Here is a 14,810-nt window from a genome sequence, read left to right on the forward strand (position 1 = left end):
TTCTAGTTGTTTTTATATTCGATTTTGGCATCATTATCGCTGGTTATAGGCTGTGAGGCACTTCACAGGAAAAACAACTCGGATTATCTCTTGATTTTAAAGGGAAAAGAAAAGCAACCCCCGGGAAATACCCAGAAGTTGCTTCGGTTGGCTAGTTATTTTTTATGCGTTTTAGAAGATCGCCGGGGATTCGACGATGACTTTGATGTTTTGGATGGTGCGGTCTTCCGGACCTTTAACCGGCAGTCCGACATCGACGTGATTCATGATGAAGTCGATGTTTTCTTGGGAGATGACCTCTCCAGGAAGCAGAATCGGAATACCCGGGGGATAAACGTAGATGAATTCGGCGATAATCCGGTCCGCAGACTCCTTGAATGGGATGACTTCCGTGTCGCCATAGAAGGCGTCTCGGGGCGTCAGGATGAGCTGGGGAATTTCCGGAATCTCGACGATCAGCTCGTTGGCTGTTTTAATGTTGTAGTTTAGCTCTGACATATGGCGCAGCGCGGAGATCAACGTATCTACCGTCTCCTCGGTGTCTCCGGGCGTGATGAAGCAGAGAATGTTGTAGAGGTCGCTCATTTCCACTTCGATGTTGTAATGCTCACGAAGCCAGTTTTCTGCGTCGTACCCGGTGATGCCCAAGTGCCGAACGTGGACGTTGATCTTTGTCGGATCGTGATCGAAGGCGTATTCCGTCCCGAGAATATCGTCGCCGAAGCAGGAGAGACCGGGAATTTCGTTAATGGCACCGCGGGCGTAAGTTGCCAAACGGATAGCTTTCTCTGCCATCTCACGGCCGTTCAAGGCCAAATTGCGTCTTGCGGCATCCAAGGACGCCAACAGGATATAAGAGGTTGAAGTCGTAGTCAGCATGCTGATGATCGTTTGTACCCGTTTCGGGTTGATACGGCCAGCTTTGACGTTAAGCACGGAGCTTTGGGTCAGAGAACCGCCCAGTTTGTGGATGCTGGTAGCCGCCATATCAGCCCCCGCTTCCATAGCCGAAATGGGCAAATCGTCGTGAAAGGGCAGAAGTGCTCCATGAGCTTCATCCACCAGTACCGGGATATTGTGGTCGTGGACGATATCGACGATTTCTTTCAAATTGGCGCATACGCCGTAATAGGTCGGGTTGATGACCAGTACAGCTTTCGCGTCGGGATGCGCCTGCAACGCCTTGCGGACGGAACGGGTCGTAACCCCGTGGTCGATGCCCAAATTTTTATCGCGATAGGGAGAAAGGAAGATCGGCTTCGCTCCGACAAAAATAATGGCGGACATGACGGATTTATGAATATTCCGCGGCACGATAATTTTGTCGCCTTCGGAGCAAACGGACATGATCATGGTCATGATGGCGCCGCTTGTTCCTTGCACGGAAAAAAACGTGTAATCCGCCTTGAAGGCATCTGCCGCCAGCTTTTGGGCTTCCTCGATGACGCCTTTGGGTTGATGCAAATCGTCAAGAGGGGCGATATTGATCAGATCGATGGACAACGCGTTCTGACCGATAAAATCGCTGAACTCTGGATCCATGCCCACCCCTTTCTTGTGGCCGGGAATATGGAACTGAACGGGGTTGCCTGCCGCATGCTTCCTTAGTGCGGTGAACAGCGGTGTGCGATGGTGGTCCATAGTTAGCATCTCTTCCTTTCCTCGAAAAGTGGGTGTAGCGACCTTGCGAATTATCTGCACATAAAAAGTACACCAGCACCCCACTGATCGACGCCGGTTTCGCATCAAACGATTAGGGCTGAAGTGTACTTGGTCAAATTGAGTATATCAAAAACGCGCGAGGATGCAAGAAGATTTTGCAGCAAAATCGCTGCCCAAGGCAAAAAATTCCGGGAAATGCCGGTTTACGGGGATTTTGGCCGGTTTTCCGCGCTCACTCCGTACAAAATGAAGTTGATAATACGGTCGGCTTCCTCTTTTTCTCCCTCGCCATCATATTCAAAAAACAGCATGTGGGTAATCAGAAAACCGATCAAGGAGGATGCGATGAAACGCAAGACCGTATAGGGCGGCGCTTGGAGGATCTCGCCTTTCTCCTGAAAATGCCGAACGATCGCCGTCATCTTATCCAAAATCGTTCTGGCGACATGGTCGAAAAACTGTTCTCTCAACTCATGTTGAAAAGGGATTTCTTGCAGCAGAATGCGGATCACTCGGCGATTTTTTTTGCAAAACTCCAAGCGGTTGGCAACCATGGACTTCAGAAACTGATCAAAGCTGCCGTATGGAGGATCCAGCACCTTCTCAAAGCCTTTGATGGCAAAAGGAGCGACGAACTTGACCATCATCGGCCCGATAATGGAGAAGAGCAGCTCCTGCTTGGATTTGTAATGGCGGAAGATCGTGCCTTCGGCGACACCGGCCCGCTTGGCGATTTCGTTGGTGGATGCGGCTGCATAGCCTTTCTCGGCGAAAACTTCCACGGCACTCCGCAGGATCATGCTCTGCTTTTCCGTTATCGCTTCTTCCGGACGATCGAGCTTGAGCAGATCTTCGATCCAATCATCCAATGGATCAGGCATGGCATTGGCCTCCTTTTTCGATTGGAATTAGATTTTGCGATGTTTACGCAGAGCAGCTACGTTGAGCAGCATGAACAGGATGGAGAAGGCAAGGAGGACATAAGCGTCAACGGCGATATCGCCCCAGTCTTTTCCGCGGATCATAATGTTACGCAATGCGTCTGCGGCGAACTTGAGCGGCATAATTTCGCTTAGCCAGCGCAGCCAGGGAGCCATCGTATCCATGTCAAACAAACCGCTGAAAAAGACTTGAGGCACGATGACGATGGGGATGAATTGGATGATCTGAAACTCGTTGTCCGCATAGGACGACAGCAGAATGCCTAGGGTCAGGGCTGTCATGGTTAACAGTATTGTTATGAGCAGGAGAAGCCAATAGGAGCCCACCATCAACAGACCGAGGACCTCTGTGCTGAACCAGGCGATGATGACCGATTGCAGTACAGTAAAGATCCCGAAACCGATAACATAGCCCACCACGATCTCCCAACGCTTCAGCGGGGTGACTAAGAGCCGTTCAAGCGTTCCCCCTGTCCGTTCCCGGAGAAAAGAGATACCGGCGATGAGAAAGACAAAGAAGAAGGAGAAAAAGCCGACTAGCACAGGACCAAAGTTGTCGAAGGGAGTAATGTTTTCCGAACCGTGAAGGTACGTAACGACAGGCGCAGGTAAGCCTGCTGCGGCGGGATTGAGCGCTTGCGCCGCTTTTTGGGTCAAGAGCAGCACCGCCCGGTTGTGGGTCGGATTGCTGCCTTCCAGCTTAATGGCTGGTGACGCACCATTCATGCTGATGATCGCGTCGACTTCATTCTTATTTAGAGCGGCTTCGGCATCAGGCATGGTATAGTTGGCGACATTCGCTTCCTGCATGGATAGCTGGGAGATGAGAGATTGAGGCAGATCGACTATAGCCAGCTTCGGACGGTAGGTATCCCCGTTGAACACGTAGGCAACCAACGTCAAAATGAGCAGCGGCGCGACGAACATCAAAGCCAAGGTGCGTTTATCGTGAAAAAATTGGCGGATGATGCGCAGGCCGAGAGCACGGATTTTCATACGGAAACACCTCCAAATCGCAGAAAGGCTTGTTCAATATTGGCTGTTCCCGTTTGGGCAAGGAGATCATTCGGAGACCCAACGGCGATGAGCTGCCCTTCCCGGATCATACCCAATCTGTGGCAGCGGTCCGCCTCATCCATGACGTGGGTGGTGACGATGATGGTCGTTCCGTTTTGGCTTAGCTTGTCGAGCTCAGCCCAGATGGATTGCCGCAGAATCGGATCAATGCCGACGGTTGGTTCGTCGAGGATGAGAATGCCCGGCTGATGGATCAACGCCAACGCCAGTGACAACCGGCGTTTCATGCCGCCGGAATAGGCGGACACTTGCTTGTTGAGGGCGTCTGTCAAATTAACCAACTCCATCGTTTCCTCGATGCGCTGCTTCCTCCTCGCGCCTGACAGGCCGTACAGGGAAGCGAAGAATTCCAGGTTTTCCTTTGCCGTCAGTTCTTGATAGAGGGCGTCGGATTGGGCCATATAGCCGATCATGTTGAACACTTTCAAATTAGGCACTTTCACCCCGCGGACAAAGATTTCTCCCGCCGAAGCCGTCTCGATGCCGGTGATCAGCTTGACCAGCGTCGTTTTTCCCGACCCGGAGGGGCCAAGAAGCCCGAATATCTCCGCATTCGGAATGTCCAGGTCGATGCCTTGCAGCACTTCTTTTTTACCGAAGCTTTTGCTGACGCCTTTTACGAGGATGGCGCTTTCGTCGGCCATTCGCATTCACTCCCTTGTTCACGCTGGGTCACAGAACCCGTTTGGCGTGTTTCGTATAGAAATAGTGTACATGGAAATTTTTGATTAGTAAAGTGAGTACTCACTCATTTTTTTAACATATCTCCGTGGTTTACAATCTTTTAAAGGTGTCAAAGATGGAAATATCGGCTCGGCAAGCGGAATTAACATAAGGAAACCTCTATCGATGCTTTCCAACGATGAGCGACCGCGTTTCAGCGGTAGGTTTTCTTGGTACAGATTGTTTTAGTGCTTAGGCACTTTAGCAAATCAAACATTGTGTAACGTTAAAAAAGACCCTTTATAGTCCGAAAATACCGAAGGGGAGTCCCTGCGAAAAAAGTTGGGAGCCGATCCCCAAGAAAATAGACAATAAACCAAGTTGCTAAAACATAAAAATAAAAATAAAATATAGAAAAATCCGATTTATCTGAACATTCTGTTAAAGTCCGATGGGAGGGATCGCCATGAACAAAAGCCATGAAGTGGAATACTGCAACCTGGACTTGCGGTTTGATCGTCGCATGATCCGAAGCTTCATCAAAAATTTGATTCAAGAAGGCTATTCCCTCTATTGGAATGAAAGCGATCAGCAGTTCATCATCTCTGTACGTACGGGAAGAAAGCTGGTCAAGCTGAAATTCCAACGGGTGGGAGAACGGTTCAAAATTGTGGGCAGCTATATTTTGCGGGATGAAAAGCTGGCGGAGATCATGGAGAAGCTTATCAACGATACCCGAGGCCATGCCGTTGTGAAACGTTTCAAAGACCGGCAAATCCTCATCGAGAATATTATGTTCGGCGAAATCATCCGCATGGTGGAGATCACCGGCGTGGAGCACAAAATTCTGTTTGAACGGGAGCCGGCCATAACGGGAGAAGAGATTGCCGCTTCGATGAAATCCAGGCGGATCGACGAACGGATTCCGGTGCTGCGCATGGAATTGGATTACGAGCTGGCTTGCTACTTGGAAGCTCTGAAGGCAGGTGATCGCAGCAAATCCGAGGCATGCAGGGAGAAGCTGGAGGAGCTGCGGCAAGAGATGATGACCGTTGAAATGTAAGGTGTGGTAAGCCGTCTTTCCGGATTCGGGGAGACGGTTTTTTGTTTCCTAAGCATTTATAAGTTTGGCACTATAATAAGCCTTATTCCGCTATGGTAAACGCCGATCGTCCTGAAAGGACGTCGGTAACCGTTTATCCTTGCGTTCTTTTTCGCATCTGCCGCCGCTCTTATGTATAATAAACGCATGTGTCTGCAACCCGGAATGAAGAAAAGAAAAGGATAATCTTATATGACTACTACCTCTAAACCTTATGTTATAGCAGCGGATTTGGGAACAACCAGCACGAAAACTCTTGTGGTGGATGATAAAGGAACGATTTTGGCCTCTCACGCCATCTTGTATCCCATGTATACGCCGACGCCGGATATCGCCGAGCAGGATCCGCAGGAGATTTATCAGGCGGTGCTCCGGGGTATCAGAGAAGTCATTCGCAAAGCCGGCATACGCGGTGAGGACGTGCTCGCCGTTTCGTTCAGCTCCGCCATGCACAGTCTGATGGCGGTGGATGAAAAGGGCGAACCGCTGACGCCGCTGATCACCTGGGCGGACAACCGCAGCGCCGCGTATACGGCGCGGCTGAAGAAGGAACCGACGGGCCGGGAAATCTATCACCGCACCGGCACGCCGGTTCATCCCATGTCGCCCCTGGCGAAGCTCATGTGGATGAGAGACCAGGAACCGGACTTGTTCGCAAAAGCCTACAAATTCATCGGCATCAAAGAATTTGTATTTGCGAAGCTGTTTGGCCGGTATGTGGTCGATCATTCCATTGCCAGCGCCACGGGGCTGTTCAATTTGCACCAGCTCGATTGGGACGAGCTGGCCCTTGCGACGGCGGGCGTCGACGCCGTCCGCCTGAGCGTGCCGGTGCCGGCGGGCCACGCCGAAACCGGGCTGCCGGCCGCCCTGGCGGCCGAGATGGGCCTGCCCGCCGACACCCCCTTTGTGGTAGGGGGTGCGGACGGGCCTTTGGCCAATCTCGGCGCAGGGGCGGTGGAGCCCGGCGTGTGGGCCCTCACCGTCGGCACCAGCGGCGCGGTTCGCGGCATCATCCGCGAGCCGCGGACGGATGCCAAAGGCCGCCTGTTCTGTTACGCCCTGGCCGACGGCTATTGGACCGTCGGCGGGGCGATCAATAATGGCGGCGTCATGTTCCGCTGGGTCCGGGATACCCTGGCCACCCTCGAGGCGGAGGAGGGCCGGCGCAAAGGGATGGACCCCTATGATTACTTGACAGAGCTGGCCCATACGGTGCCTCCCGGCTCCGGCGGCTTACTATTTCTCCCCTTCCTGCTGGGCGAACGGTCGCCCAATTGGAATGCCAATGCCCGAGGCGTGTTCTTCGGGTTGGCGATGAACCACACGAAGAACCACATGATTCGTGCCGTGATGGAAGGCGTCGTCTACCGGTTGAATTCTGTCGCCCAAGCCTTGAGCGAAACCATCGGTGCGCCGGAGGAAATCCGCGCTTCCGGCGGCTTCGCCCGTTCTCCTTTGTGGCGGCAAATGCTGGCCGATGTGTTGGTCAAGACCGTAACGGTCACCGATAGCGTGGAAAGCTCCGCTTTAGGCGCAGCCTATATCGGGTTTTACGCGATGGGAAGGTTTTCGCGTCTCGAGGATATCCGGGATTGGGTCGTTGCTCGGACGAGCCACCGGGCCAATTCCGAGAACTATCCGATCTATAAGGAATTGACAAACATTTATGCCCGTGTATATGATCAGTTGATCGGAGAATTTGACGCCATTGCCGAATTGCAGCACAGAAGCATGCCATAACAAGAGGAGACCCGCTAAAAACGCACTGACGCTCTTTCAAGCCATCTTTAGCATTTACTTGCGCAGGGCTCGCGTATACCTCCGGCACTTCGGGAATTCTAGTACAGGCAGCAGTTTGTGAACCTTGTGCTAGGATCAAGCTGAACGATACTACCCTGAAATAACCTACATCCATGTAGGTTAAGCTTCAGGCGGCTTCGCCGATTTTTCATACATTCGCTGATGCTGCGCTTGCGGCATGTATGTCGGATATGAATTGACTAATAACGAAAGGGTGACTCGCAATGTCAAAACAGCAAATCGGAGTCGTCGGTTTGGCCGTCATGGGCAAAAACCTCGCGCTCAACATTGAAAGCAAAGGATTTTCCGTGTCGGTGTACAACCGTTCTCGCGAAAAAACCGATGAACTTGTGGAAGAAGCCAAGGGTAAAAACCTTGTGGGTACATATTCCATGGAGGAGTTTGTGGAGTCTTTGGAATCGCCCCGCAAAATACTGATCATGGTTAAAGCAGGCGGTCCGACGGACGCGACTATCAATCAATTGGTACCGCTTCTGGACAAGGGCGACATTCTCATCGACGGCGGCAATGCTTTCTTTCCGGACACCCAACGCCGCAACAAGGAACTGGAAGAAAAGGGCATCCGCTTTATCGGTACCGGCGTTTCCGGCGGTGAAGAAGGCGCGCTGAAAGGTCCGGCAATCATGCCGGGCGGACAAAAGAGCGCTTATGAGCTGGTTGAGCCGATCTTGACGTCCATCTCTGCTCATGTAAACGGCGATCCTTGCTGCACGTACATCGGACCGGACGGTGCTGGCCACTATGTAAAAATGGTGCACAACGGCATCGAATACGGCGATATGCAGCTTATTTCCGAAGCGTATCACCTGCTGAAGGATGTTCTTGATGTCAACGCCGACGAGCTTCATGAAATTTTCTCCGACTGGAACAAGGGTGAGTTGGACAGCTACCTGATCGACATCACCACGGATATTTTCACGAAAAAAGACCCCGACACCGGCAAGCCGATGGTCGACGTCATTCTCGACACTGCCGGACAAAAAGGCACCGGCAAATGGACGAGCCAAAGCGCCCTCGATTTGGGTCTGCCGCTCTCCATCATCACCGAGTCCGTTTTCTCCCGCTTTATTTCCGCAATGAAGCAGGAACGCGTCGCGGCCAGCAAGGTGCTGGAAGGACCGGCGAAAACCGCATTCCAAGGAGACCGCAAGGAATTCATCGAAGCGATCCGCCGTGCTCTCTACGCCAGCAAAATTTGCTCGTACGCCCAAGGTTTTGCGCAAATGCGCGCCGCATCCGTTGAATACGGCTGGGATTTGCAATATGGCAATATCGCCATGATTTTCCGCGGCGGCTGCATCATTCGTGCCCGCTTCCTGCAGAACATCAAGGATGCCTATGACCGCAATCCGGAGCTGAAAAACTTGCTTCTCGACGAATATTTCAAAAAGGTCGTCCACGATTATCAAGAAGCATGGCGTTATGTCGTATCCGTCGCCGTTACCCGCGGTGTTCCGGTTCCGGCTTTCGCTTCGGCGCTGGCTTATTACGACAGCTACCGTACCGAGCGGCTGCCGGCCAACCTGCTGCAAGCGCAGCGGGATTATTTCGGGGCCCACACCTTTGAACGGGTGGACAAGGAAGGCGTCTTCCACCACAACTGGCTGGATCAATAATCAATGGTCGCGTCCGTTGTCACGCCATAAGCCGAGGGATGCTTCTTTCAACCACAGCTTGAGCTCGGCGGCTTCCTGGCCATAATCCGCATTCCGGCGGATGAGCAGCAAGGCGGCTTCAGCAAATCCATGAAAATTCTGCAATAAACGCGGCGGAGAAAGATCCAGGAACCCAGGGTCTTTTTCCGCCACTTTTTTTTTGATGACCTCCAACATCCAGACGACATCATCTCGACAAAGAGGGTAGGCGGAATCGGTGATTTCCTGAAAACGCCGGGCTGGATCGACTTGGGATTCCTTCATTACAAAACTCTCCTGTCCTCTGTTTACTAGAGCCTACGGAAGAAAGAAAAGAAATATTCCGCAAACCTGTGCTATGATAGAGCAAAGTTTTGACAACGTGCAAGAAAGCGGTGACAGAAGTGGCAGCTCGCAACATTATTCTCGTCGGTTTTATGGGAACCGGCAAATCGGCGGTAGGCAAGGAATTGGCGGAAACCTACGGCTGGAACTTTATCGATTCCGATACGGAGATTGAGAGAACGGAAGGAAGGACCATTCCGGAAATTTTTGCGGAAAAAGGAGAAGCTTATTTCAGGCTTTGCGAGGAAATGGTTTTGCGAAAGCTGACTACCGGAAACCGGCAAGTGATCTCAACGGGAGGCGGATCGGTGCTTTTAGAGGCGAATCGGGAAGCGATGCTGGAAGGCGGCTTTGTTGTAGAGCTGCAAGCATCGGTTGAGACCATCGTCAGCCGGGTTGCCCGGGATAGGAATCGACCGCTTTTGCAAGGGGATCCGGTTGAGAGAGTAAACACGCTGATGGAGGCGCGCAAGAACGCCTACCGGTTCGCTCATTATGCTATCGATACCGATCTAATGAGAGTGGTGGATATTGCTGCTGCTGTCCGCAAGGAATACGAACGGTTTTCCGCTGAATAGATAGATCACAGAGCTGTCCATAGAGGAAAGTTTTCAACGCTTTAATGCTGTGATACACTACCACTATTATCGGTGAATAAGGAGAGAAAAGCGGAATGAAAGCAATCGTAAAGCCGGCAACACGGCTCTCAGGGGAAATTCAAGCTCTATCCTCCAAAAATTATACGACCCGTTACCTTCTGGCAGCTGCGCTGGCGGAAGGAACGAGTACGGTGCTATACCCTGCCCATAGCGAAGATAGCGACGCTATGCGGCGGTGCATACGGGACCTTGGCGCAATCGTGGAAGAGGATGACGTCCGTATGACCATTACCGGGTTCGGTAATAAGCCCAAAGATGTCAAGGAACTGGATGTGGGTAATGCCGGCGCTGTTTTGCGCTTCCTTATGTCGGTGGCTGCGTTTTGCCCCGATGTTACGTTCATCAACCGCTACCCGGAATCTCTCGGCAAACGCCCGCACAGCGATTTGATCGCAACCCTCGGGCAGATGGGCGTGCAAGTCGACCATAACGGAGGGAAGCTGCCCATTACCATCCGCGGCGGCCATCCGGTTGGGGGCAAACTGCAGGTATCGGGCAAGGTCAGTTCTCAGTTTCTCAGTTCCCTATTGTTTACCGTTCCTCTTCTTGCGGAGGATAGCGAAATTGAGGTGCTGGATGATCTGAAGTCAAAGGTCATCGTTGGCCAGACTTTGGAGGTACTTGAACAGGCAGGCATCGTGGTGGAGGCCAGTGATGATTTGATGCACTACCGCATCCGCGGCAACCAGCGCTATCTGCCTCAGGAATATGCAGTGCAAGGCGATTATCCGGGCTCTGCGGCCATCCTTGCCGCCGCTGCTGTGACCGAATCGGACGTCCGCTTGCTGCGGCTTCCCGAGAACAGCCGGCAGGGTGAACGAGCGGTTGTCGATGTGCTGAAGAAGATGGGGGTCCCCATTACCCATAAAGACGGCATTGTCCATGTCAAAGGTAACGGCAGATTGATCGCTGGAGAATTCGACGGCGACGCCTTTACGGATGCGGTGCTGGCAATGGTTGCTGCTTCCGTCTTCGCAGATGGAACCTCCCGTTTCTATAACGTGGAGAATTTGCGATTCAAGGAATGCGACCGGATAACGGACTTTGTTCATGAATTGCGCAAAGCCGGCGTCAAAGCGGAGGAGGGCCGCAGCGAGATCACCATCCACGGCAGCCCGGAAGGGGTTGAGGGCGGCGTGGAAATTGACGCTCACTTCGACCATCGGGTGATTATGGCCCTTACGGTCGTCGGACTGCGTTCGAAGCAAGGCCTAACCATCCGCGATGCCCAGCATGTGGCGAAATCCTACCCCGGATATTTTCAACATTTGCTTTCTCTTGGAGCAGAGATTGAATTTTTTGAGTAAAAAACCGATATAACAGGTATGCTGTTTATCAGGCAAATCTAACGAAGAGTGGTACCTATGAAAGTCATATGGAAAACAATAGGGTATATGATGTTGATGGTGACGATGGTCGTACTCGTGTTCTCCAGCGGAGCCTTCTCTGTTATGCTCTACGGTAAGATCACCGGGAATGATTGGCGGTTCTTTGCCAATGATTCAGCCGCTGCGAGTGACGTCGCCTTCGCGGAAAGCTCGGGACCATTGCCGACAGCTCCAATCATTTTGCCTGAACCGACGCCTGTTCCCATCAAAAAAAGCGTAATGCTAGATGCGCCGCAAATTATGCAGTTACCTGAACTGCCAGTCGGCTGCGAAGTAACTAGTTTAGCCATGCTGCTGCAATATGCGGGGATTCAAAAGGACAAGATGGCGCTAGCCAAGGAAGTGAAGAAGGATACCACCTCCTTGAAAAAAAACAGCAACGGTGACATCGTCTACTGGGGCAACCCCAATAACGGTTTTGTCGGCGATATTAATGGCAAAATGAAAGGATTCGGCGTCTATCACGCACCAGTGTTCGAATTACTGGCGAAGTATATTCCATCCGCTGTCGACATGACCGGCTCAAGTTTCGACGAAATCGAGCGCAAACTATCCGAGAATACCCCGGTTATCGCCTGGACTACTACTTATTATGGACTTCCCCGCAACTGGGTGGAGTGGGACACGCCGACAGGCGCTGTCCGGACGACTTTTTCCGAACATGCCATAGTCGTTGTCGGTTATGACGACACCTCCGTTTATGTGAATGATCCGAGAAAGCCATCTGCCAAGTTTAAGGTAGACAAGAAGACTTTTATCGATACATGGGTGGCCATGGGGCAGCAAGCAATATCTTACACAAAGTGAATTCGATTGAGGGAGGATATGGATTATGTCTTTCGAAAACCCATCAAGGGAGAAGATCAAACTGATCTTGGAACAGACGTCGGTGGTAGCGGTTGTCGGCTTATCGGATAGTCCGGATCGCACTTCCCATATGGTGGCTCAGGCGATGCAGGCAAGAGGTTACCGGATCATTCCGGTCAATCCCAATGCTAAGGAAATTTTGGGGGAAACGTGTTATCCCTCCCTTTTGGACATTCCCGAACCGGTGGATATCGTCAACGTCTTTCGCAGAAGCGAGCAAGTACTGCCAATTGCGGAACAGGCCGTTCAAATCAAGGCCAAGGTTCTATGGCTCCAGCAAGGCATCATTAATGAAGAAGCCGCCGAACTGTGCCAGTCAAATGGAATGGAAGTTATTATGGACCGCTGCATCAAGGTAGAGGATGCCGTAACCAGACCGAACCGATCATAATAACGGAATAACGGTTTTGAAAAAAGTCTCATGAAAGCTCCGGTTTGGAGCTCCATGAGACTTTTCTTGTTATCCATGCCAGCAGAACCCTTCGATAGATCTGCTCCGCGCCGTTAACAATAGTAGTGGCTTCTCGCGGTATTATCCCGCGGGGGACTACCCATCTTAGGAGGATGAAGTCATGAAAAAGCAGCAAAAAGCCTTTCAATCGTCAGGGAATGTGAAGTCCAATTACGGTCAAAACGGGCAAAATCAAACCTCCTTTTCTTCAAGCCAAAATCCGCAATCCTTTCATACAGCGGGATATAAAGGGAATAAACCCGGGCATGACGCCAATCTTGGAGACTCCATGAGCCCAAGCAGCGGCAGCGGCAGCGCGTCCTTCACATCCAGCCAATCGGCAGCATCCGGGGGTAACCAGCAAAAACAAAGCTTCCACACTTCCTCTTATAAAGGAAATCAGCCGGGGCATGACGATGCTTTACAATCTGACTCAGGCCAACCGTCCCAAGGCGGATTTTCCGGCTGAACCGGTAAATATTTCCGTTTGGAGGGAATGGAGATGAGACAACCGATGAACCCTAACCAAGCGCAAGGCAATCCAAGCTGGCAAAGTGGGCAGGGACAACAAGGCCAACAGTTCCAGATGGGCCAGCAAAATCAGGCGCAGATGGGCCAAGCCCAGCAGGCGAATCAAACGACCAACCGCAATTTGATTGCGGAAAAGGAACTGCTGTACTTGCAGGACTTTTTGTCCTGGGAGCTGCTTGCCATGAAAAAATGCAACGAAGCGGCTCAAGGGGTCATGGATACCAAAATCGCCGGAGTCATCCGGGATATGGGTTCACGACACCAGCAGCATTATCAGGAGCTGCTTAATCAGCTGCAGTAAGCCTCATTTTCGGCGTGTAAACGAAATAAGGGGGAGACGACATGCAGCAAGTGCTGGCAAAACCGAAACCGCAGGGCGAACCGCAGGTGAAGGGACCGGAAATGAACGACCGGGACCGGATCAACGACGAGCTCAGCACGGTGAAGTCGATGACCCATGGCTTCAATACAGGACTTAACGAAATGCAGAACCCCACCCTGCACCGAACGGTTTCCCACATCTTGAATGATCTTCACGAGATGGAGTTTACGCTCTTCAATACCATGTTCGATAACGGATGGTATAAAATTAAAACGGCGGACCCTCAAGAAATCCGCAAAACCTACGACCAGTTCAATAAGTACCATTCTCAATTCCCCAACTTCTCATAATTTGTCAGCAAAAAGGTAAACCTCGCTGACATGAAAGCGCCGGGAGTTTCCCGGCGCTTTTTTTCTTGAGGCGGCTTGCTTTTATTTAAGGGTTGTCAAAAATGGGGACAACGTTTACCATACGAATGTAGAAAGGAGGTTTTGTTCTTGAATGTGATGGGCAATCTTCAACAGCTTGGACGTTCTCTCATGATGCCGACCATCGTGATTCCCGTGGCAGCCATCCTTATCCGGTTAGGCACTCTGCCCTGGGCGGACGTCGGCATGGATGAAGTCGGGAATATTTTATATTTTGCCGGTCAAACGGTATTTACATACCTTCCTTTCATCTTTGCAGTCGGTGTCGCGCTGGGGTTGACGGAAAACTCCGGGGTCGCCGCGCTTTCCGCCATGTTCAGTTATTTTCTGTTCGTGCAGGTGACGGAGAAATACATCGGTCCCGATTTTCAATTCGGCATATCCGGAGCGATTGTCATCGGGATTATAACGGCGATTGCGTTCCATAAGTTAAAGAACGTCAAACTTCCGGAATATATTCAGTTTTTTGGCGGCAGTCGTCTTGTTCCCTTGTTTATGGGGCTATTGACCATTCTGCTGTCATTGTTAGCGGTGCAGATTGGACCGTATCTTCAAAATGCCTTGAATCAGGCAGGGGAATTTCTGTACGGAATGAAGGGGTTCGGCGTTTTTGTTTACGGCGTCGCATACCGGCTCCTCGTGCCTTCTGGACTTCATCACTTGTTGAACAATGTTTACTGGTTTCAGTTGGGGTCTTTTGAGCGTCCCGACGGTACTTACGTCTTTGGCGATCTTCCCCGTTTTTTTGCCGGAGATCCGACGGCCGGTATCTATATGGCCGGCTTGTACCCGATCATGATGTTCGCTCTGCCGGCTAGCGCTCTTGCCATCATCCAGGAAGCCCGGGAAGACTTGAAGCCGAAAATCAAGAAAACCTTCCTGATCGCGGCGTTGGCATGTTTTTTGACCGGGGTGT

The 14,810-nt window shown here is 51.7% G+C and carries 16 protein-coding genes; 11 read left to right on the forward strand and 5 right to left on the reverse strand.

Annotated elements, in window-relative coordinates; all coding sequences use genetic code 11:
• Positions 1-171: 171 nt before the first annotated feature.
• The 4 genes from TJ79_RS01570 to TJ79_RS01585 all read right to left on the reverse strand — a co-directional run bounded on the left by TJ79_RS01570 (position 172) and on the right by TJ79_RS01585 (position 4,324).
• The gene (locus tag TJ79_RS01570) at positions 172-1,641 is read right to left on the reverse strand and encodes an aminotransferase class I/II-fold pyridoxal phosphate-dependent enzyme (RefSeq protein ID WP_081756641.1); all 1,470 of its coding nucleotides are present in this window, start codon (positions 1,639-1,641) and stop codon (positions 172-174) included.
• A gap of 224 nt (positions 1,642-1,865) precedes the next feature.
• Positions 1,866-2,543: a TetR/AcrR family transcriptional regulator gene (locus TJ79_RS01575; protein ID WP_040948516.1), complete on the reverse strand. Its 678-nt coding sequence runs from the start codon at positions 2,541-2,543 to the stop codon at positions 1,866-1,868.
• A 27-nt stretch (positions 2,544-2,570) separates the two neighbouring features.
• Complete coding sequence (locus TJ79_RS01580; RefSeq protein ID WP_040948517.1) at positions 2,571-3,599, reverse strand: ABC transporter permease; 1,029 nt, start codon at positions 3,597-3,599, stop codon at positions 2,571-2,573.
• On the reverse strand, positions 3,596-4,324 hold the full coding sequence (locus tag TJ79_RS01585; protein ID WP_040948518.1) for an ABC transporter ATP-binding protein: 729 nt from the start codon (positions 4,322-4,324) through the stop codon (positions 3,596-3,598). The genes TJ79_RS01580 and TJ79_RS01585 overlap by 4 nt, the downstream gene beginning before the upstream one ends.
• Before the next feature lie 485 nt (positions 4,325-4,809).
• Here TJ79_RS01585 and TJ79_RS01590 point away from each other — a divergent pair, with 485 nt between their 5' ends.
• The 3 genes from TJ79_RS01590 (at position 4,810) to gndA (ending at position 8,885) form a co-directional block, all read left to right on the forward strand.
• A complete protein-coding gene (locus TJ79_RS01590) occupies positions 4,810-5,406 on the forward strand; it encodes a hypothetical protein (RefSeq protein ID WP_040948519.1) in 597 nt (198 codons plus the stop codon).
• Between the two features lie 231 nt (positions 5,407-5,637).
• Positions 5,638-7,188, forward strand: coding sequence for a gluconokinase (locus TJ79_RS01595; RefSeq protein WP_040948520.1), 1,551 nt, complete (start codon positions 5,638-5,640; stop codon positions 7,186-7,188).
• A gap of 284 nt (positions 7,189-7,472) precedes the next feature.
• Positions 7,473-8,885: an NADP-dependent phosphogluconate dehydrogenase gene (gndA, locus tag TJ79_RS01600; protein ID WP_040948521.1), complete on the forward strand. Its 1,413-nt coding sequence runs from the start codon at positions 7,473-7,475 to the stop codon at positions 8,883-8,885.
• Here the strand turns inward: gndA and TJ79_RS01605 are convergent, their stop codons facing one another.
• Positions 8,886-9,188: a hypothetical protein gene (locus TJ79_RS01605; RefSeq protein ID WP_040948522.1), complete on the reverse strand. Its 303-nt coding sequence runs from the start codon at positions 9,186-9,188 to the stop codon at positions 8,886-8,888.
• Between the two features lie 89 nt (positions 9,189-9,277).
• On the opposite strand from TJ79_RS01605, the gene TJ79_RS01610 reads away from it, so the two are divergent.
• The 8 genes from TJ79_RS01610 to TJ79_RS01645 form a co-directional block, all read left to right on the forward strand.
• The gene (locus TJ79_RS01610) at positions 9,278-9,826 is read left to right on the forward strand and encodes a shikimate kinase (protein WP_238322713.1); all 549 of its coding nucleotides are present in this window, start codon (positions 9,278-9,280) and stop codon (positions 9,824-9,826) included.
• A gap of 95 nt (positions 9,827-9,921) precedes the next feature.
• Complete coding sequence (gene aroA / locus TJ79_RS01615; RefSeq protein ID WP_040948523.1) at positions 9,922-11,214, forward strand: 3-phosphoshikimate 1-carboxyvinyltransferase; 1,293 nt, start codon at positions 9,922-9,924, stop codon at positions 11,212-11,214.
• 57 nt (positions 11,215-11,271) lie between these two features.
• Positions 11,272-12,102 (forward strand): C39 family peptidase, encoded by an 831-nt coding sequence (locus tag TJ79_RS01620; RefSeq protein ID WP_040948524.1) that lies wholly within the window; start codon positions 11,272-11,274, stop codon positions 12,100-12,102.
• Between the two features lie 25 nt (positions 12,103-12,127).
• The gene (locus TJ79_RS01625) at positions 12,128-12,553 is read left to right on the forward strand and encodes a CoA-binding protein (protein ID WP_040948525.1); all 426 of its coding nucleotides are present in this window, start codon (positions 12,128-12,130) and stop codon (positions 12,551-12,553) included.
• A gap of 181 nt (positions 12,554-12,734) precedes the next feature.
• A complete protein-coding gene (locus TJ79_RS01630; RefSeq protein ID WP_052339165.1) occupies positions 12,735-13,082 on the forward strand; it encodes a hypothetical protein in 348 nt (115 codons plus the stop codon).
• A 33-nt stretch (positions 13,083-13,115) separates the two neighbouring features.
• Positions 13,116-13,445, forward strand: coding sequence for a hypothetical protein (locus TJ79_RS01635; protein WP_238322714.1), 330 nt, complete (start codon positions 13,116-13,118; stop codon positions 13,443-13,445).
• Between the two features lie 41 nt (positions 13,446-13,486).
• Positions 13,487-13,816, forward strand: a complete 330-nt coding sequence (locus TJ79_RS01640; protein WP_040948526.1) for a spore coat protein — start codon at positions 13,487-13,489, stop codon at positions 13,814-13,816.
• A gap of 156 nt (positions 13,817-13,972) precedes the next feature.
• Positions 13,973-14,810 (forward strand): PTS transporter subunit EIIC (locus TJ79_RS01645; protein ID WP_238322716.1); only part of this gene is annotated, 838 nt, incomplete at its 3' end.

Source organism: Gorillibacterium massiliense (assembly GCF_000455485.1).
GTDB classification, from domain to species: Bacteria; Bacillota; Bacilli; order Paenibacillales; family NBRC-103111; genus Gorillibacterium; species Gorillibacterium massiliense.